This is a genomic window from Moorena sp. SIO3B2 (genome assembly GCF_010692525.1).
GTDB classification, from domain to species: domain Bacteria; phylum Cyanobacteriota; class Cyanobacteriia; order Cyanobacteriales; family Coleofasciculaceae; genus Moorena; species Moorena producens.
This window is the reverse complement of sequence record NZ_JAAHHE010000079.1, coordinates 1-19,934: the sequence shown is the minus strand read 5'-3', so window position 1 is coordinate 19,934 and position 19,934 is coordinate 1. Positions and strand designations below refer to the sequence as shown.

19 protein-coding genes are annotated in these 19,934 nt (G+C 44.3%); 11 read left to right on the top strand and 8 right to left on the bottom strand.

Translation table 11 applies throughout. The annotated features are described in order from the left end of the window. The 3 genes from F6K38_RS18165 to F6K38_RS18155 all read right to left on the bottom strand — a co-directional run. Positions 1 to 1,161, bottom strand: a 1,161-nt coding sequence (locus F6K38_RS18165) for a glycosyltransferase family 4 protein (RefSeq protein ID WP_287357087.1), incomplete at its 3' end; no start/stop codon positions are given. Between the two features lie 100 nt (positions 1,162 to 1,261). Then, positions 1,262 to 2,749, bottom strand: a complete 1,488-nt coding sequence (locus F6K38_RS18160) for a M16 family metallopeptidase (protein WP_008180608.1) — start codon at positions 2,747 to 2,749, stop codon at positions 1,262 to 1,264. Between the two features lie 328 nt (positions 2,750 to 3,077). Next, positions 3,078 to 4,700 carry a M16 family metallopeptidase gene (locus F6K38_RS18155; RefSeq protein ID WP_008180609.1) on the bottom strand — a complete coding sequence of 541 codons (1,623 nt, stop codon included), beginning with the start codon at positions 4,698 to 4,700 and terminating at the stop codon, positions 3,078 to 3,080. 797 nt (positions 4,701 to 5,497) lie between these two features. Here F6K38_RS18155 and F6K38_RS18150 point away from each other — a divergent pair. Next, complete coding sequence (locus tag F6K38_RS18150) at positions 5,498 to 6,112, top strand: TetR/AcrR family transcriptional regulator (RefSeq protein WP_008180610.1); 615 nt, start codon at positions 5,498 to 5,500, stop codon at positions 6,110 to 6,112. A gap of 135 nt (positions 6,113 to 6,247) precedes the next feature. Here the strand turns inward: F6K38_RS18150 and F6K38_RS18145 are convergent, their stop codons facing one another. Continuing rightward, the gene (locus F6K38_RS18145) at positions 6,248 to 6,688 is read right to left on the bottom strand and encodes a DUF4332 domain-containing protein (protein ID WP_008180612.1); all 441 of its coding nucleotides are present in this window, start codon (positions 6,686 to 6,688) and stop codon (positions 6,248 to 6,250) included. Between the two features lie 72 nt (positions 6,689 to 6,760). Between F6K38_RS18145 and F6K38_RS18140 the strand changes: the two genes are divergently transcribed. From F6K38_RS18140 to F6K38_RS18130, 3 genes are all read left to right on the top strand, one after another. After that, positions 6,761 to 7,057, top strand: coding sequence for a hypothetical protein (locus F6K38_RS18140; RefSeq protein ID WP_008180614.1), 297 nt, complete (start codon positions 6,761 to 6,763; stop codon positions 7,055 to 7,057). Then, a complete protein-coding gene (locus tag F6K38_RS18135) occupies positions 7,029 to 7,328 on the top strand; it encodes a hypothetical protein (RefSeq protein ID WP_044492383.1) in 300 nt (99 codons plus the stop codon). Before F6K38_RS18140 ends, F6K38_RS18135 begins: the two co-directional genes overlap by 29 nt. Positions 7,329 to 7,440: 112 nt before the next feature. After that, the gene (locus tag F6K38_RS18130; protein WP_008180619.1) at positions 7,441 to 7,683 is read left to right on the top strand and encodes a hypothetical protein; all 243 of its coding nucleotides are present in this window, start codon (positions 7,441 to 7,443) and stop codon (positions 7,681 to 7,683) included. A gap of 791 nt (positions 7,684 to 8,474) precedes the next feature. Here F6K38_RS18130 and glcD read toward each other — a convergent pair. Beyond that, the gene (gene glcD, locus F6K38_RS18125) at positions 8,475 to 9,938 is read right to left on the bottom strand and encodes a glycolate oxidase subunit GlcD (RefSeq protein ID WP_008179542.1); all 1,464 of its coding nucleotides are present in this window, start codon (positions 9,936 to 9,938) and stop codon (positions 8,475 to 8,477) included. Between the two features lie 522 nt (positions 9,939 to 10,460). On the opposite strand from glcD, the gene F6K38_RS18120 reads away from it, so the two are divergent. From F6K38_RS18120 to F6K38_RS18110, 3 genes are all read left to right on the top strand, one after another. After that, positions 10,461 to 11,117 (top strand): GNAT family N-acetyltransferase, encoded by a 657-nt coding sequence (locus tag F6K38_RS18120; RefSeq protein WP_008179539.1) that lies wholly within the window; start codon positions 10,461 to 10,463, stop codon positions 11,115 to 11,117. 559 nt (positions 11,118 to 11,676) lie between these two features. Next, positions 11,677 to 12,258 (top strand): hypothetical protein, encoded by a 582-nt coding sequence (locus tag F6K38_RS18115; RefSeq protein WP_008179536.1) that lies wholly within the window; start codon positions 11,677 to 11,679, stop codon positions 12,256 to 12,258. A gap of 401 nt (positions 12,259 to 12,659) precedes the next feature. Next, positions 12,660 to 13,568: an H-type lectin domain-containing protein gene (locus F6K38_RS18110; RefSeq protein WP_008179535.1), complete on the top strand. Its 909-nt coding sequence runs from the start codon at positions 12,660 to 12,662 to the stop codon at positions 13,566 to 13,568. Positions 13,569 to 13,765: 197 nt separating this feature from the next. On the opposite strand, the gene F6K38_RS18105 is transcribed toward F6K38_RS18110, so the two are convergent. The 3 genes from F6K38_RS18105 to F6K38_RS18095 form a co-directional block, all read right to left on the bottom strand. Further along, positions 13,766 to 14,104, bottom strand: coding sequence for a DUF2973 domain-containing protein (locus tag F6K38_RS18105; RefSeq protein ID WP_008179531.1), 339 nt, complete (start codon positions 14,102 to 14,104; stop codon positions 13,766 to 13,768). 147 nt (positions 14,105 to 14,251) lie between these two features. Continuing rightward, on the bottom strand, positions 14,252 to 14,599 hold the full coding sequence (locus F6K38_RS18100) for a DUF2605 domain-containing protein (RefSeq protein WP_008179530.1): 348 nt from the start codon (positions 14,597 to 14,599) through the stop codon (positions 14,252 to 14,254). A 223-nt stretch (positions 14,600 to 14,822) separates the two neighbouring features. Next, positions 14,823 to 15,104 carry a hypothetical protein gene (locus F6K38_RS18095; RefSeq protein ID WP_287357085.1) on the bottom strand — a complete coding sequence of 94 codons (282 nt, stop codon included), beginning with the start codon at positions 15,102 to 15,104 and terminating at the stop codon, positions 14,823 to 14,825. Between the two features lie 378 nt (positions 15,105 to 15,482). On the opposite strand from F6K38_RS18095, the gene F6K38_RS18090 reads away from it, so the two are divergent. From F6K38_RS18090 to F6K38_RS18075, 4 genes are all read left to right on the top strand, one after another. Further along, positions 15,483 to 16,577, top strand: a complete 1,095-nt coding sequence (locus F6K38_RS18090; RefSeq protein ID WP_229414497.1) for an RNA-guided endonuclease InsQ/TnpB family protein — start codon at positions 15,483 to 15,485, stop codon at positions 16,575 to 16,577. 143 nt (positions 16,578 to 16,720) lie between these two features. After that, positions 16,721 to 18,538 carry a threonine--tRNA ligase gene (gene thrS, locus F6K38_RS18085; RefSeq protein ID WP_008184612.1) on the top strand — a complete coding sequence of 606 codons (1,818 nt, stop codon included), beginning with the start codon at positions 16,721 to 16,723 and terminating at the stop codon, positions 18,536 to 18,538. Between the two features lie 217 nt (positions 18,539 to 18,755). Continuing rightward, positions 18,756 to 18,956 (top strand): hypothetical protein, encoded by a 201-nt coding sequence (locus F6K38_RS18080; RefSeq protein ID WP_044493271.1) that lies wholly within the window; start codon positions 18,756 to 18,758, stop codon positions 18,954 to 18,956. A gap of 696 nt (positions 18,957 to 19,652) precedes the next feature. Beyond that, on the top strand, positions 19,653 to 19,934 hold a 282-nt coding region (locus F6K38_RS18075), incomplete at its 3' end, for an integrin alpha (RefSeq protein ID WP_287357083.1).

Genomic DNA, 19,934 nt, shown 5'->3' with positions numbered 1-19,934 from the left:
TAAATCATAACCTTGTTGAATGGTTTCCCTTGCCTTAGCGCGAATACCAGCCATCTGTTCTGGATGGTCGAGAGCTTCCTCAACCCGATCGGCGATTTCCTCTGGCGAGAAAAAGTCTACTAACAAACCATTAATCCCATCTTCAATCACCTCTGTCACTGGGGGAGTATCAGACGCTACTACCAAACAACCTGTAGAAAGGGATTCTAGCATCGACCAAGACAGAACAAAAGGACGGGTGAGATAAATATGAACAGAGGAAGCTTGAAGGACTTGTAAGTATTCTGAGTAAGGAAGTAAACCAGTAAAGTGGACTCTGTCTAGGTCAAGAGGGACTTTTTCTAACATCAAGTCTTTGTAAGTTTTGCCATCCGGTAGGGTTTTACCATAAGCCACCCGATTTTCCCCGACAATCACAGCATGACACTTAGGACGTCGCTGCTGAAGCATACCGATTGCTTCGATCAATTGGGGAAAACCTCGATAAGGTTCCATGCCCCGTGCTACATAGGTAACCAGTTCTTCCACCTCAGACAGGTCTAAGTTTATCCGTTTTAGTACTAACTTTGCCCCTGGATTGGGTTTAAAGAACTCGGTGTCTACCCCATCATGACGCACGGTAATTCTGTTGTGGAAGTCGGCTGGAAATTGCTGGCGCTGCCAGTAGGTAGGAGACAATCCGCGATCGCAACTGGCTAGGTCTAACAAAATCGGGGCATTTTTCATCCGAATCCGGGCTTCATCGTCAGCGTTGAGGGGCTCGGATGGATCAAAATCAGCATCTGTGCCATGGGCATGATAAAACCACTCGAAGTAGCAAAGTAATTTTGCTTGGGGGAAAGCGTCTTTAATAAATAACGTTGGGCCCCAACCCGAGTGACCATAGACCACATCAGGAACAAATCCCTTAGCCTTCAGCTGATTGGCTAAGCGATAGACAGCTTGACCCTGAAGTACGGCATTTTCTAAGGGTCTAACATAGTGGTGAGTTTCTGGACGTATTTCCCTAGAGGTATTGTAAAGAGCTTTTACAACTCCAGGCAGTTGCCCTTCCTTGCGCCTGGTACCAAACATAACCTGGTTGCGGTTATCTTTAGCTAAAGCAGTTGCTATGTGGCGAAATTGGGCAGGGAAATTAGGATGTAGGAATAGAATACGCATGGACAATAGCAAATGGCAAATGTTACAAGGCAAATGGTAAATCGATTTTTTCTTAATTAACCATTAACCATTAACAATTTGCCATTGATATACTGATATACTAGCTGTTTTGTGGTTCTGGAATGGTAATATCTAAGACGGTGACCTCCTCGGAAAGGCTAGTCAGGGCTGGTTTGATTTGGGAAGCATTGCCTACAACTACCGTAACAATCTGATCGGGTTTGAGATACTTTTCCGCCACCCGCTGTATATCCTCAATCGTAGTAGCTGTCACTGCCTTTTGATAACGGAAGATGAAATCCTCTGGGTAGCCATAGTATTCATAGCGCATCAGCCGAGATAAGGTTTGCTCTGGCTTCTGGAAATTAAACACAAAGGAGTTGAGAACGCTTTCTTTTGCCTTAGCCAATTCTTCTGAGGTAATCGGACTAGTGCGCAGTTTCTGGATTTCATCTAGAACGGATTTAATAAAGGGTACGGTGGTTTCAGAGCGAGTTTGTCCCCCAGCAATAAATAAACCCGGATAGTCATAGCGAACACTCCAAACCCCGTAGACCGAGTAAGCTAGACCTTGACGCGATCGCACTTCGTTAAATAGTCTGCCCCCAAATCCATTCATCACCTCATTTAAAACAGAAAGGGCGGCGTAGTCAGGGCTATTGAGCTTGCCCCCGATATGTCCCATTTGAATATAACTTTGGGTCAGTTGAGGTTGATCCACAAAAAATATACCCCCTAACTGAGCCTGGGATGCGTCTGGCACCTTTGGCTGTGTTGGGGCAGAGGTAGATTTCCAGCTACCAAATTTCTCCTCAATTAGCGATCGCATTTTCTCGGAGTCAAAATCCCCCACAATACCCAGTATCATATTTTCTGGATACACATACCTCTGTGAGAAAGTGATTAAATCATTACGAGAGATATTGTCTAGATGCTCATACTCTATCGTGCGGGCATAGGGGCTAGTGTCACCGTAGATCAGTTTCCTAAATTCACGAGAAGCAATATCACCGGGATCATCATTGCGCCGGGCAATTTGTCCTGCTAGTTGCTGTTTAGCTAGGGCGAGCTTAGCTTGAGCAAAGGCAGGCTTTTGAATAACTTCAGCAAACAAATCAAAGACCAAGTCCAAATCTTCGCTCAAAGCACTAAAACTCGCCCTGCCAGAACTAGTGTCAATACTAGTTTCCACCGAAGCTGCCTTTTCTTCTAAGAGCACATTTAACTCATTGCCTGAGTGTTCAGTGGTACCCCCAGTACGCATCACAACTCCCGCCATAGTGGCTAAGCCAATTTTTTCAGCAGGCTCAAGGCGATCGCCCGTGCGAATTATTGCGGTACCACTTACCAAAGGCAGTTGATGGTCTTCGATCAGATAGACCACCATCCCATTATCTAACTGATAGCGAGTGTAGTCCGGTAGCTGAATTGGTGGTAACGGGTCAAAGTCTAATTCATCGTAATGGCGTGGGGTATCAGCTATTGCTGGTAGACGAGACACAAGCACTACCACTAGCATTGTCACCAATAGTAGCCCGATCCATTTCAGGTATTTGGGATTTTGGCTTTTCGATTTTAGATTGGTCATTGCTAATTGGATCAATAGTTGAAGGTTAGAAGGTTGAAGGTTGAAAGTTACCAGGTTGAAACCGATCGCGTGGCCTTTTGGCCAAGGTTAACCAGTTGAAGGTTGAAGGTTAACCAGTTGAAGGTTGAAGGTTAACCAGTTGAAGGTTGAAGGTTAACCAGTTGAAGGTTGAAGGTTAATCAGTTGAAGGTTGAAGGTTAACCAGTTGTTCGCCTTTGGCGAACAACATTTTTGAATTAAGAATGTAGAATGTCTAATGCGCGAATTTGGAATTCTACATTCTGCATTCTACATTCTGCATTCTGACCGACAACCTTGAACCGTTCAGCTACTGACTTGGTAAAATGCGTCCAATCGTACGGTTTTCTGGTCTAAAGGTTGCCTGAGCCACCCGCTGAATGTCTGCTGCACTCACTGCCTCTATATCTTCTATTTCCTTAAACAAGTTACGCCAATCACCCGTTTTGACCTCATAGGTTGCCAAATTTCTGGCCATACCCATATTGGAATCAAGCGATCGCAATAGGCTAGCCCTTGCCTGAGTTTTTACCCGTTCTAATTCTTGGGGTGAAACTAGTTCAGTTTTGAGCTTTTCAATGTCTTCTGACAATGCACTTGCCACCTCTTCCACCGTGTGTCCTGGTGCAGTTAGGGCATAGAACAACATTAAATTAGGATATTTATCACCAGGAAAGCCACTAAACCCTGCCGCCGAGAGGGCTACTTGTTTCCCTTCTACCAGAGACTTATATAGGCGAGAGGTGCGACCATCACTGAGCAAATTGCCCATAATTTCATAAACCACATGGTCAGGATGGGTAATCCCTGGTCGATGGTATCCTTCCAAGTACCAGGGTTGGGAGGGTAATTTCAAGGTAACTTCCTTGGTTTCGGACTGTGGTGGTTCTACTGTAGTGACTTTAGGAATTTCCCTTTGATGGTTGTAGCGTCCAAAGTAGACTTTAGCTAGCCGTTTCACCTGCTTTGGATCCACATCTCCCGCAATAGCTACAGTTAAGTTATTCGGACTATAGTAAGTGTCAAAAAACTCCTGGACATCTTGGCGAGTAAGATTGCGAATGTCTTTGTTGTAGCCAATCACCGGACGCCGATAAGGGTGCTTGGTATAGGCAGTATCCAAGAACGCTTCAATCATTTGACCGATCGGAGAGTTATCAGTGCGCAGACGACGTTCTTCCAGGATTACCTCTTGTTCCTTATAAAATTCGCGAAATACCGGCTCAAGGAAGCGTTCCGACTCTAAGGACATCCACAGCTCTAATTTGTTTGATGGCAAGCTGTAGAAGTACACCGTATAATCCGTAGACGTTGCCGCATTCAAGCCCACGCCTCCTGATTGCTCAATAATCTGACCCAACTCGTTTTGCTTGACATACTTAGCTGCCTCAGCTTCGACTTGGGCAAACTCTTCCTTTAACTTAGCCACCTCTGCTTCATTGCCAGTGGCTTGATACTCTTTAATTTGTTTCTTCAACTCGTCCAACTTGTCCAGCAGACTTTTTTCTGCCTCATAGTTGGTAGTACCAATCCGGGTGGTACCTTTAAATGCTAAATGTTCTAAGAAGTGAGCCACACCGGTTTTGCCATCCGGTTCATCCACACCCCCTACATCGGCATAGGTAAGAAGAGAAACTACTGGTGCTTCGTGGTTTTCTAGGACAATGAACTTCATGCCATTATCCAGGGTAAACTCAGTTACCCGTTGGATCACCCGGTCTAGATAGGGTTGGATTGAGGTTGAGGGTGATGCTGGGGTTTCAGTACGGGCTAATGCGATAGTCGAGAATGTTCCCCAGATTAGGATTGCCGCCCCCAGATAAGATAAAATCGATAGGGACTTGATAGATCCTGTCTTGAATAAGCACCGAAGTGGTCTTAAGTGATCAGCAACACGCTGGAGAAACACGACCAATCCATTCTGTTTAGTCATACAAGGGTGGCAGTAACGAACTTACAGAACTCTCCCACAACGCCCACCGCTTTCTAGGGTGGGATTTAGTGGTACCGCCTTTAGGCGGCGTGAGGTTAACAACTAATAAGCTAGCGTCTCTTCATCAAGTGTTTGACACTCCCCGCCGAAGTAAGAACGGGGATTCTTAGTTCTACGACACGCCTTAAAATTAGCTATCCTGAAAGGCAATATTCAAGCCAAATACCCGTTCAATCAGCAACCAAGCATCAAGCCTAACTTAACTAATCCCAGTGGGCTTATCTCCCTAAGCGCTAGGTACTAGGAGTGTCTAATATAACTGTTTCTCCCTTCCCTCGTTCCCGTGTGCCCCACGGTACGTTATATATTTTGAATTTGCTACTTTACTGGTTTTCGGTATCCGTTAAGACCCATGGGTTTTAGCGGTGCGACCCGTGGCGAATTTAATTAGCCGACGGAAAGCGCACCGGCGAGGTTTTTCGCGCCTCGTGTACTAGCATCGCAATGGTCGTTATTGAATCAGGTAGTACCGACGAATCCTACCTGTGCGCTTTCTACGCAATTATTGTATTATAAACCTTTGCCTTGACAAATTCCGGAAAAATCGCCCGTTTATGGGCACCTCAAGTAGCGTGGCCAAAGGCCAGCTTGAAACCCAAATTTTTGGTCACAATCAAGGCATGATTACCATCACCTACTACTAGAAGCTCAAGCCAACTCTGTCTCAAATTTGACAATTATGGGGTGAAGTGTTGGACAATTTGGATAATAGCGCTACAAGTTTCATTTTGACACCCATGGGAATAATAAATCAGCCAACTCAGTCAGAGACAGAGACCAGGCAACGTATCCTGACAGCAGCACGACGTTTGTTTGCCAGTCGAGGTTATAACGGGACAACCACCAGGGAGTTAGCCAGTTCTGCTCGGGTCGCTGAAGGTACCCTATTTCGTCATTTTGAAAACAAAAAGGCCATTCTGATTGAAGTCGCCACCCAGGGTTGGATAGACATTCTCACCGATTTGCTCACAGAACTCAGTGAAATGGGCAGCTATAAAGCAGTAGCACAGATGATGCGGCGGCGAATGATGCGTATGGGTGAGAATGCGGATCTGATGCGAGTATGCTTTATGGAAGCCCAATTCCACCCAGAATTGCGCGATCGCATTCAGTCAGAAGTGATTATTAAAATGACGGATGTGGCTGAAGCCTTTTTTGAAACCGCCATTGAGCGAGGCATTTATCGCCCTATGAACCCCAAAATTTTGGCTCAGGTGTTCTTGGGCATGTTTGCCGTTGCTGGTTTCAGCCACAATACCATCCTCGATTCAGATGCCTCCCCCAAAGAGATTCAGGAAATGGCAGAAGGCATTGCTGATATTTTCCTCAATGGAGTGTTGGTTAAAGAATAGATAAGGAATGCCTGAAAATAGCAAATTGAAAATGCCAAATGACAATTAACAATCAAGAAATTACTAGTAGACATCTCCAAAAATTAACCTCAAACCCTTGCACTGCCTGGGTCAAAACCGAGTTTCTGGAGATGTCTAGTGACTAACTAAATCTCGTGCTTGTTTAGTCCATCGTGCCACCTGATCAACACCAGGACAAAGGTCTCGGCGCTTCATGGTTGCTACCTGTAGGCGTAAAATATTTTGGTGCAAGCGGTGAGGGGGAGTCTGAGCTAGTTGGGTTAAAGAGCATATTCCTGCATGTAATACTAGTCCACAATATTGGCAGCCAATGCTAGGGATACGGGCTAAATCTGCTAGGGCTACCCATTTATTGACGTACTGAGTCTTTACCTTTAACTGGTTAGCTAGCGCTTGTTTAGCTTGGCCAGTGCTTGCTTTTTGGAGCAATTCCCTAGTGGTGGTAATGCCCAATTCTTTGAGTTTTGATTGATCTTGAATACTTAATCCGGGCAACTGCTCAATTGACCAGTGACTGACTTGGGTAGTTCTCGGAAGTTTGGATTTAGTAGACATCTAGACTACCGGGAAATGATGCTTCTAGATTAATCCAGCCTAGAGCGAACCGCAACAGGGTAATCATACCTTATGGCAGTTCTCTGTTGGGTGAGATACCTCGCCCTTGGGGTTGGGAGTAGGGAAAGGGGAGAGAGAGTGTGGGAAGTGTGGGAAGTGTGGGAAGTGTGGGAAGATGGGGAAATGGGGAGATGGGGAGTCAGATCAGCAACTGGAGTGGAAACCACGCTCAACCTTCAACAAACCACCATACATCAGTATCCGGATCTCGGTTCGGTGGAAATGAATACTGGCTTAGTGTCAAAACCGGCCAGATTACATTTGTGCTTCCAAGAAACTGATGCAACATATATGGACTTCTGTGGATAAGCTTGGTAAAGCTTTACTAGGGCATATGTGGAGAAGTGTATACCTGAGCCTTCAGGATGCGATCGCTCTGCTTGTAATCCTCTATATTCCTAGTTTAATCGGGCAGTTAATTCTCTCCAACAGCTTCTTAGATTTTAGTGTTTGTCTAGATAGTACCATTGGTGTCCAATTTTATGCCAGCTTAATCATCGGTGCCGCTAATTTTTTGCTCTGGATCCTAATTGCGGGTCGCATAATTGGTCGTTTGTGGGCACATTTCAATAATTTCTAATCTAGAATAACCTTTAATTATAACAGTTTTAAATCGGTTAAGGTGCGCGCCTCCTAGGCCGGGGAACCCGGCCTTGGGTCGCACCTGAGGTATGTTCCTTGTTGGTTTTAGAATGAAGTTAAGCCGTAACAAACTTACTTTAGAGCAGGAAGCCAAAGCTGGATTGAATTCCCTACTCCAGCAAACCGCTCAAATTGGTAGTTTTTTTTTCGTCTTGCTGTTACTCAGTCTTGGTAATCCTTCAGGATTAGTCGTCAGTTTGAGTTTTTTTTGGGGAATTGCATTTGTGGCTTGGCAAGAAAAGCAGCGACTGACTGGGAACGGCAAAAGGCAAAAGGCAAAAGGCAAAAGGTAATAGGGAAAGGAAATTTATTGACCTGATCTCAACCTAAGGGACTTGCGTGTAAAAAAAATACCAATTAAAGTAGGGTGGGCAAAGTAATATTATATAGTATAATCAAAATAAACAAACTGTTTTGCCCACCCTACTGGGAACGGCAAAAGGCAAAAGGCAAAAGGCAAAAGGTAATAGGGAAAGGAAATTTATTGACCTGATCTCAACCTAAGGGACTTGCGTGTAAAAAAAATACCAATTAAAGTAGGGTGGGCAAAGTAATATTATATAGTATAATCAAAATAAACAAACTGTTTTGCCCACCCTACAAGCTAAAAACTGACTGGGAACGGCAAAAGGCTTGCGTGTAAAAAAAATACCAATTAAAGTAGGGTGGGCAAAGTAATATTATATAGTATAATCAAAATAAACAAACTGTTTTGCCCACCCTACAAGCTAAAAACTGACTGGGAACGGCAAAAGGCTTGCGTGTAAAAAAAATACCAATTAAAGTAGGGTGGGCAAAGTAATATTATATAGTATAATCAAAATAAACAAACTGTTTTGCCCACCCTACAAGCTAAAAACTGGTATTTTATTTTTTGGCTACTCCCTAACCATTTTTGAATTCAAAAGGCAAAATTAAGAATTAAAACAGGTATAGCTTTATAATTTTGAATTGCTGAGACCGGATACAGGCTCCTGAATTCATTTATGGGGTAGTTTTGAATTTTGAATTGATAATTTTGAATGGTCGCGAAGGGATTGAGTTCTGGATAACGAAGGCTCATGTCGAACTCACGAAACTTAGTTTAAAAACGCTCTATAGACTCAAATTCCGTTGTTTTTCCGGCATTTGCTGCCTCTCCACAAGTCCGGGGTGTCGGAAATACCTTGCCTGGATTGGCTAAACCCTTGGGATTGAATACCTGATTAACCCATTTCATCGTTTCCAAGTCCGTATACGTGAACATATCTGGCATAAAACAGTTCTTATCCGCACCAATCCCATGTTCCCCAGATATACTCCCCCCTGCTTTGACACAGAGTTTGAGGATTTCGCCACCAACATTTTCTACCTCTTCTAATGCCCCAGGCACCTTTTCATCGTACAAGATTAGGGGGTGTAGATTTCCATCACCCGCATGGAATACGTTAGCTATTGTGTACCCAGATTTCTCACTTAATGCCTCAATCTCCCTCAAAACACCCGCTAACTCAGTGCGAGGAATCACCCCATCTTGGACGAAATAATTGGGGCTAATCTTCCCTGCCGCAGCAAAAGCCGCTTTGCGACCTTTCCATAATTTCAGGCGGGTTTCTTCGTCCCTAGCCGTCGTGATATTTCTTGCCCCATTCTGTTTACACAGTTGGGCAACCCGCCGTTTATTAGTATCCACTTCTACCTTTAAGCCATCCAGTTCTACCAGCAATATTGCTCCAGCATCCCTCGGATAACAACCTGTTGCCACTACGTCCTCTACCGCATTGATGCTGAGATTATCCATCATTTCCATGCCCGCAGGAATGATCCCAGCACCAATAATGTCAGTCACTGCAGTACCAGCAGCTTCAATGCTAGTAAAGTCCGCTAGGAGGACACAAATTGATTCTGGTCTCTTGAGGATGCGCAGGGTAATTTCTGTAGCGATCCCCAAGGTGCCTTCGGAACCAACAAATAAGCCGGTTAGGTCGTAACCAGGCATTTCTTGAACTGATCCCCCTACATCCACAATTGAACCGTCCGGAAGAACCAATTTTAACCCCATGACGTGATTAGTGGTCACACCATATTTGAGGCAATGGACACCACCAGAGTTCTCAGCCACATTGCCACCAATGGAACAAATAATTTGACTGGAGGGATCAGGGGCATAATAGAAACCCGCACCACTTACCGCTTGGGTCACCCAGTTGTTGATTAAGCCTGGTTGTACTACAATTCGCTGATTTTCCAGGTCAATGTCCAGGATACCCTTCATTAGGGCAGTGACAATCAACACACCATCTTCTATAGGTAGAGCACCACCGGATAATCCGGTGCCAGCACCCCGTGCCACCCAAGGAATAGAATAGCGATCGCATATCTTAAGCACCTCTGAGACTTGTTCGGTAGTGCGTGGTAGCACTACTACCGCTGGTCGTTGGCGATAGCTGGCCAGACCATCACATTCATAGGTCAACAATTCTTCACGACGTTGAACCACACCATTTTTGCCTACTATCGCCACAAATTTCTTAATGATTGGGGTCCAGTCAGTCTTATGATTCGTCATGTTTCAATAGCGATAGAATAATGTGAACTACCTGACGTTGAAGACTTTCTAGTTTAAGGTGTGTGAACTACCTGATCTTGAAGACTTTCTAGTTTAAGGTGGTCGCTAATCACTTAAGCTAATCCCGTCAGCCGATTTTGATCAAACTTCTCAAAAGCGATGCAGAGGTGCGACCCGTGGCGAATTTAATTCGACGACTGTAAACGCACCATTACGGTCTTGGGGGTTTCCCCCACTCGCTATTGCATCAAGAAAAGGTATTAATTATGAAGTATAACGTTTAATGTCTCCTATTTACCTTAATATTTACCTGGCCTGAAATGGGGTAAATAGTTTCGAACTCAATTGCTCATACCTCCTTCAGACTTCTTAGCCATATACCTTCTGGTGCCTTGAACCTACGGGAAGCTAGGGGGGGGGAACTTAGAACCCCTTCGGCGTATAGTCTACATACTTTAGTTAGAGTTTACCATTCCCAAATAATAGAGTTTACCATTCCCAAATAATTTTAATTTTGTAGTTGTGGATTCCTGCTTTTCATTCTTAACCCTTCATAAATCTGTCCCTACTGGTCAAGATACCTTGGCTGGTGGTATATCTCAAGTCACTATACGTGCTGCTCAATGTGAGGATATCAGCACTGTAGCAGATATTCTTGCAGATAGCTTTCACCCTCAAAAAGGGCTCATCAGCTGGCTTCACCCTCTATTAAGACTGGGTATTTACGAAGATTTGCGCCACAGACTGGGATCTAGTTTACCCCATTACCTGTGTTTAGTCGCCGTCACTACCGTTTCCGGTTCTGCTGGTACCAGTGACATGCTAGCTGGTACTGTAGAGCTAACACTCCGTTCTCGCTATTGCTGGCCAAAGCCCAACTGCCAACATCTTTACCTGTCCAATCTGGCTGTCAGAAAGTCTTGTCGGCGGCAAGGAGTCGGAGAAAATTTGCTCTTGGCTTGTGAGCAAACTGCCCTAGAATGGGGCTTTCAAGACCTCTACTTGCATGTTTTGGAAAACAATTATCAGGCCAGGCAACTTTATCTCAAGAGGGGATATGAACTGCATCGGGTAGAACCAAGCTATACCGGAGGATTGCTTAGGCTTCCCAAACGCCTGCTCTTACACAAGCAGATTAATCCTGCTGGTTTTAGTTCACCGGGTCAGAGTCTGTCTTAGTAGGCTGAATTTCGTCATAATGGAGTTATCAAGCTGACGAATAACACATACATTTGGTGATTTATCACATTGACAAAACAAACAAAATATGTAATACAACATTTTTGTTCAGACTATCTGTAGCAGAGTATCGTTTTTGGTAACAGATCAAAAAGGGGGTTATTGATAAAGCTTTCAAGAAAATTGTTGTTTGAAGACCTCGCCAGGGTCGAAATTTAGTTGATTTGTGTTACGGTCTACTTGTAAATCCCATGAAATCTACGGTACTAAACCACAAAAGTTGCTTTATACCGATAAATTGTAGCTATTGATACCAAATCATCTATAATTTAGTATCTAGCCATACAAAGTTTTGGTGTCTTGAAGCCATTTTGAGGTGTTTTTTGATAACTATAAACTTAGGTTAAACCCAAGTTTATAGTTGGAAATGGTAGTTGAACAAAACTTGACTCTCCCTTTTGTGTATTTTCAAAAATTTACAGCTATTTTAAGGAAAGCGGATCGGGGCTTTTAGCTTGGGTGCTTACCTGCTCTAAGATATTACGCCATATAGTTTCAGATGGAGAGTGAATACCAACACTATTACCAGATAGCTCTTTACCCAAAGGAGGTGGTTGGTCACAACCAGGGTCTCGCCAATCCTCAACCCCTAAGTGGCATGAACCAGGAAAGCCTGAACCTCTGCAAGAATAAGATGAGAGACTCACAGCCATCAGAAATTCTCTCGCAATTTCGGGATAAACAATTGTTAATTGTTAATAGTAGGCGTCGCAATGGCCTAATCATATATAAGCACTACCATGCAGAATTCGCAGGACCAGGTTCGGCTGTAGGAGGAATATTTGATCTTGATTGTCAGGGAGTAGTCCCAGTGGGCAATCTGTCTTTGGTTTCTCCAGAATCAGCTGAAGAGCGACGGCGTGCTTATTTGATTCGGCGGCAATGGATTCGACTGACTAAACAAATTACAGAAGATCCAAGTCCGATAAAACGAACCCAACAGATTCTTGAACAGTTTGAGGGATTTGGTTTTGATGCCAACACTATTGCCCAACTGCCAGATGAAGCCTTTGCTCTGCTGGTAGGGGTTTTGCCCTATACAATCAGGAAGGTACGTAACGCCCCTCACCATGAGCATTAAGTCTGGAATCCTTTGGCTGATGCTGATCGTCTCAATTGATTAGAAAATTTCTAAATTTAGATTTAGATCTCCGGAATCCCCCCAGCTCCGGGTCTCACGAAGCATTATTTAACAGAGTGCAATGATTAGAGCGACTAGCGCTATAGTAGGTAATGGGTAATGGGTAATGGGTAATGGATAAGAGATAATTTTGCCAACCCCCTACCTATCACCATTTACTGTTCACCATGGATTATCCTGGGTGCCATCAGATCAGCCTCTGTAGTTGGCGAATAGAGCAATTTCAGCTATAACAGCCCATAGGGTATTTGGCGGGCTTGTCGAAATAATGGAGATAGTTGATTAGTATCTTACTATCTAAACTATCTAAGGAATTGTCGGTGTTTAGCCACTTGGTTACTATGAATGATTTTGACATACTTAAAAAAACTATCGATCGCCTCAGAAGCGAACGAGATGATCTCAAGAAAGAACTAGATACCTACCGAAGTTATCTGGATAAGCGCTCTACAGATATCAGAGCTTTAATTTATACAGAATTACAACTATTTTCACCCAAAATAGCTGAGGAACTCAGGAAGGAATTTAGAACACAATTTCACCTAGTGATTGGCTTGTTGGTTTTTACTACCCTATTGACCACCGTCAGTGGTTTTGTAGTCATGTCTAGTCTTGTTGATAGTTCTGTAAAAGGACATCTAAAAAATCAAGAAGAACAACTTGATAAACTCAACAAACGTATAAATAATTCTCTATTTGATAACCGAGTTGATCTGCAAGGTCTTCAGCAACAAACTCAAACTATCAAAGCCCAAACTCAAGACTATCAAAAACAAGCTCAGTATCTAAATAGTAAGGTGCAAAGCTTAGATATCAACGCTTCTACTATAGAGAAAAAACTTAATGCTCTTCTAGAATCAGACCCAGTCGCCTTGGGAGATATAGTTGAACGGATCAATAACTTAACTCAAGATAGTAATCAGCTGATTACTATCTCTCGAAGTATCGAAGAAGTGGCTAGTTCACAGATTAGACTGGAGAGTGGAGAAATTTCTGTTAGGGAAGGGAATTTATCAAAGGGTGATGGCAGACGAAGAATATCAGGTGAGCAAAAGTTTAATACCAACTTTGCTTCTGAGCCTGTGGTTTATATTGCTTTAAACGACATCGATAGTGATAATGATGAAAATCTCCGATTAAAAGTTGATGTCACTGATGTCAACCGAGAGGGGTTTCATTATGTATTGGAAACCTGGGGAGACACGCGGGTTTACAGTGCTAATGCAAGTTGGTTTGCCTATGGCAAATAAATCAGATCTAGTCCGGTTTAATACTTACTAATTGAATGCTGTCTGTCAAGGAAAATGGATTCAGCGCTGCATCGCTATTTCCTATTCCCTATTGCCTGGGCGCAGCGCTATAGTTTTTCCACCGACGAATTCGGTCAGGGGAAATAGTTTTGCTTATCCCCTTTCCCTTGGTCTAGCCCTAACGTGAAATCAATAGACTACTGGTTTTCTTCTGGCGTGCCCTTGGTGTTACCCGGAGAAGAATTGTATATAGCGTCTAACTGTTGGCGAGCGTCTTCAACGGTCATTGACCGCATCACTAACAGCGGTTCATTGATAGGGTTGCCACTATCATCAAGCAGTTCCGGGTGCGGTACTGACTTAGCAGGAGATGGATTGGCATTCACTTGATTCCGACCCCATTGGGCGGGTGATTTTCCCGATGCTGAGAAAGAACGCTGGGAATCAAAACTCAAACTTAATAGGTTACGAATTAAATTTCCAATCGCTAAAAATGCTAGAACAGTAAAGGCAATTAGATAAATTAGGTGTAACATCGTATTATCCTCCCGACCGAATAGTTGGTCTTTAACTCCTTGTCTTGCTCAGGGATAAAAAACGGCTTTTTATAGGTGGTTAGTTAACCTTAACAAATGGTAGTCCACTATTTCCTCAATCATTTCCTGAATCTAGGTGCGTCAAGATTAGTCATTCCCTGAGGCCGCTGACTCGGATGCACCGGATGCCAATGATCGCCACCGGATTGCCACTCCCCAACATTCTCTCACTAATTGGTGCCATGGCATCATGGTAGAAAGTTCAACTCCTACTTGACCATCGGTAGCTTTAAAAAGCATTTTAGCTGTATTTACCTCCTGCTGGGCTTGCTTTACCCGCTTTAGTAGGTCAGATTGTTCCTCCGTGCTCAAAAAGGTGATATCTTCAGTTTCTAACAACGAAAGCGATCGCTCAAACCAGTAGTCAAAATCTACTAGTAGCGGTTCCAATATGGTTTTGAGTAACTCCGGTGTTGATGGCTGGGGTTGATCCATGATATTAAAACCGTTTATTTTTTCATAGTCTACCTTAATTATATTTACATTTTTTTACAATTTTTGACATAACCCTTAACACTTGTCGGAGACTACTACTCCGTCAAAATTGAATTGAGGGGTAAGCATATGCGCTACAGATGGTGCTACTTGAGGTGCGGTCAGCCGTCAGCGGTCAGCCGTTAGCAGACTTAACTCAGCATTATTCGAATGGTTACCTGTTTTATTCAAAAGCACCATCTGTAGCTTGGCACAGGCTTCGACCCATCGGACCCATTAGCTGATAGCTGATCCCTGAAAGCTGAAAGCTGAAAGCTGATAGCTGATAGCTGATAGCTGATAGCTGAATGCTTACATTGAGAGGTAAGCTCAAGTCCGGTTGAATACCCATCATAAAGACGATTGATGGCCAGATGGTTAAATGGGGCAGATTTTGATTAAGGGTAATTATCCTGACATGATCTACAATGGACTTTGGCCAATGAGGCACCCTTGTACTATGCATCGGTGCTATCCATTAAGTACCAAAACCATTAAGCCAACCCGTAACCCCTAACCCCTAACCCCTAACCCCTAACCTTGAACACCTAAGCCCTTGCCCTAACCCTCAAAACTAAATTGAGAGAGCCAAAACTTAGTTAAAAGTTTACGGCACAACACGCTACTATAAGTATGTTGTCAACGTTAGTCAGGTAACCAAATATCTTAAACCGTAATCAGCCTCTGAGCACCGAGAGCTTTTTTAAAAGCTCTCCATAACCGATCAGCCTATTCACAACTGGTAAAAAGCTAACTGACACAACCACATCAGGTAGAAACTATCGATGCTATGCAACGAGCCTTTAAAACCAGGTTAAAGCTAAATAACCATCAGCAGTCAATTATGGCTCAACACGCAGGTTATGCTCGTTGGATTTGGAATTGGGCGTTAAGGATGTGGGACGAAGCCGATAAGGAAGGCTTGAAGCCATCTGCTCACAAATTAAAAAAGTTCTACACCAATCATGTTAAACCTAATTATCTGTGGCAAAAGACTCTTAGTTCCAGGGTTTATCAGTTTGTGTTTCTGCATTTGGGTGAAGCATTTACCCGCTTCTTTAGTGGGTTAGCTGACAAGCCCAAATTCAAAAAGAAAGGCAAAAATGATAGCTTCACCCTGGATAACTGCGGCAAAGTCATGGAATTTTCTGGCACACGGTTGAAACTGCCATTTATCGGTTGGGTTAGTACCTATGAACCACTGCCCCAAGTCCAGACGAAACGATTAACCATCAGCCGAGGGGCTGATCAGTGGTTTATTTCTGTAGCTTACGAGTTTGAGGCTGAACCAACAAAAAAACTTAAGGCTGCAATTGGTGTAGACCTAGGTGTTAAGGAACTCGCAACCATCTCTGATGGTTCTGTGTTCCCAAATCCCAGGCCATACAAACGGGCACAGCGTAAACTGGCTCGACTCCAGCGGCAATTAGCCAGAAAGCAGTTTGGTTCAAACAACCGACAGAAGGCAAAACTTAAGTTAGCCAAGGCATACCAGCGAGTCAGGAACATTCGCCAGGATACCATTCACAAGTTAACCTCATGGCTGACCAAGAATCACGGTGCTGTAGTCCTAGAAGACTTGAATGTATCTGGAATGCTATTGAATCATAAGCTCGCTGGTGCAATTGCTGATTCCGCTTTTTCCGAAATTCGCCGACAAGTTGAGTACAAGTCTCAATGGTATGGTTCTCAAGTTATTTATGCCAACAGATTCTATCCCTCTACAAAGACTTGCTCAGACTGTGGACATGAACAGGGAATGCCTTTGAACGTTCGGGTATTTAACTGTGAAGCTTGCGGGATGGTTAAAGATCGTGATCTTAATGCTGCAATCAATTTAGAACGTCTTGCCGTAGGTTCTACGGTGGAATGCCTGACTGACAGGGTGCTGCCGACAGTCCTGGATGATGCAGGAAGTAAACTTCAAAACGTCACTTAGTGACGTTTTGTGTAAGTTTTATGGAACAGTACTACACCAGAAACATGTACTGCACCAAAAGCTAAGGTTTGTATCATAGAGGGATAGCACAAAATTGGTGTTACGGTCATAGCGCGTTACTCAATTCCATAGAACAGTCACCGATGGTTAACTCAGAACCCTCCGAACAGCCTGAAAAAATTCATTTGCCCCGTACTAGCGAATCCGATACCCTAAAAAGGCTCCGTCATACGACGTCTCATGTGATGGCAATGGCCGTCCAGAAGCTATTTCCGAAGGCTCAGGTGACTATCGGTCCTTGGATTGAAAATGGTTTTTATTATGATTTCGACCAGCCAGAACCGTTTACTGAGCAAGACCTCAAGAAAATCCAAAAGGAAATGGTCAAAATCATTAAGCGGAAGCTTCCGGTAATTCGGGAAGAGGTGCCACGGGAAGAAGCTCAACAGCGGATCAAGGAACTGGGTGAACCCTATAAACTGGAAATTTTAGCAGATTTAGAAGACCCGATCTCGATTTACCACCTGGGGGATCAGTGGTGGGATTTGTGTGCTGGTCCCCATGTAGAAAACACTAGTGAAATCAACCCGAAGGCAATTGAATTGGAAAGTGTGGCTGGGGCTTACTGGCGAGGGGATGCGAGTAATGCTCAACTCCAGCGCATTTATGGTACAGCTTGGGAAAACCCAGAGCAACTACAGGAATATAAGCGCCGTAAGCAAGAAGCCCTGAAACGGGATCACCGTAAGCTGGGTAAGGAACTAGGACTGTTTATCTTTTCTGACCCGGTTGGACCAGGATTACCGCTGTGGACCCCCAAAGGAACGGTTTTGCGTACCCTTTTGGAAGATTTCCTCAAGCAAGAACAGGTTAAACGAGGTTATCTACCAGTGGTGACACCCCATATTGGTCGAGTGGACTTGTTTAAGGTATCCGGTCACTGGCAGAACTATAAAGAGGATATGTTCCCGATGATGGCTGAAGATGAGGAAGCAGCAGCCGCAGAACAAGGGTTTGTCCTAAAACCGATGAATTGCCCCTTCCATATCCAAATTTATAAGAGTGAATTGCGCTCCTACCGGGAGTTGCCCATGCGCTTGGCAGAGTTTGGAACAGTGTATCGCTATGAGCAATCTGGGGAACTGGGGGGGTTGACCAGGGTGCGCGGTTTCACGGTGGATGATTCTCACCTATTTGTGATGCCGGATCAGTTGGATCAGGAATTCCTCAGTGTGGTGGATTTAATCCTCTCAGTGTTCAAAAGTCTGCAAATGAAGAACTTTAAAGCACGGTTGAGTTTCCGTGACCCGGCCTCGGATAAGTATATTGGTTCGGATCAGGCTTGGGAAAAAGCCCAATCAGCAATTCGCCGTGCTGTGGATACCTTGGGCATGGAATCCTTTGAAGCACCAGGGGAAGCGGCATTTTATGGCCCGAAACTGGACTTTATCTTCCAGGATATCCTGGACAGGGAATGGCAGTTAGGAACGGTACAGGTAGATTACAACTTGCCAGAACGATTTGATTTGGAGTATGTGGCAGAAGATGGTACTCGCCAACGCCCGATTATGATTCACCGTGCCCCCTTTGGATCCCTGGAGCGCCTAACTGGCATATTGATTGAACAGTATGGGGGAGACTTCCCCTTCTGGTTAGCACCAGTACAAGCACGATTGTTACCAGTAGGGGATGCACAGTTGCCTTTTGCTCAGGAAGTGGCAGCAAAAATGCGATCGCATGGGATTCGAGCAGAAGTCGATACCAGTGGGGAAAGGCTCGGTAAAGCAATTCGTAATGCCGAAAAGGCTAAAATCCCCGTGATGAGTGTGGTTGGTGCCAAGGAAGTCGAAGCCAATAGTTTGAATATTCGTACCCGTGCCGCTGGGGAGTTGGGCATGATGCCCATAGACCAGGTTGTAGAGAAGATGGAGCAGGCAAATCGGAATCGAGAGAATTTTTAGATTCTCAAGGGAGTAGGGGAAGAGAGTGAAGTGTGGGAGGTGTGGGAAGTGTGGGGAGATGGGGAGATGGGGAGATGGGGAGATGGGGAGATAGGGAGATAGGGAGATGGGGAGATAGGAAATATTTTTATAGGGTTTCTGATATTTATCAGGTACAGTCAATTTTCTTCCCCCCTCAAGATGCAGTTGCTAATGGGACAAACTACAACCGTTGCTGATGGGGAAACCCTCTCAGGTCGGCGCTGCATCTGTTGTGGAAAATTCTTCCCACACTCCCCCCTCTCCCCACACTCCCCTCTCTGCCCACACTCCCGATTCCCGATTCCCGATTCCCGATTCCCTTACCCCAGCCCTATATCTCTCCTCAAAGTATTTTTTACAACAACTTTATTCGTTTAAAGATTTAGTAAATTTTTAGTGAAGTAGCTCAATTACTTCGGATTGATATGTAATACTGTTTTTGGTAGATAAATCAGCCATCCATCTTAACTAGTTTATTGTTCTAATAGCTAGCAATTTAAAGTAGCAAAAGAAAAAACACCTAAGCTCAGGGGAGCACTTGATATCTAGTATTTTCATTTGAGACCTCTACTAGCATTGCTAGAAAAAGCGATGCAGCAATGTAGCTTGCTAGCGCAATAGTTTGCCCAATAGATTGGTTTTGGAAAACCTCCCGGTGCGCTTGACCCGTAATTTAATTCGCCACGGGTCGCACCGCTAGAAGCGAAGGTCACAAGAGGATCCAATAAGTTTTTGGTGCCAAGAAAAATCAGCATTAGCTTTCATGATCGATTTGGTTTTGGTAGATCACCTGGACTCTTGATTAACGACAGAATTCTTAGGGTTGCTGAATTGAAGTATGAATGCGCGATCATCTAGTTTTGTTAAAGCCCCCTGTTAAAGCCCCCGTGAGTCCCCCAACTTTGCGGTGCGACCCAAGGGCGATTTACTCGCCCTAGGAGGCGCGCACCGGGGGGGACTTTGGGAGTTTTGTTCCCCCCAAGCGAGCAATCCCTCGCTTGGGGGGCTAGGGGGGCAAAATCATACCCAGAATCAGCAACGCCAAGGAGATCAACCCAACATCAATAAACTGACACAGGACGATTAAAACTATATGAATATTCCCAACGATCAATTCTGGACTCAATCCGTATTTCCTTCCGGAGGCAATGAAGCCTATGACCGCTTCGGCACTAGCTTAACTGGAGGAGATTTCAATGGTGATCGTCGGGGCGACTTGGCTATAGGCACACCCAACGAAGATGTTGGTGGGGAAACCAACAGAGGTAAAGTCAATGTCCTCCGAGGATCTTCAACAGGCTTAACTAGCTTTGGTAGCCAATTGTGGAACCAGGACAATCTTGCTGGCAGTTCAACTGAAGCTTTCGATCGCTTC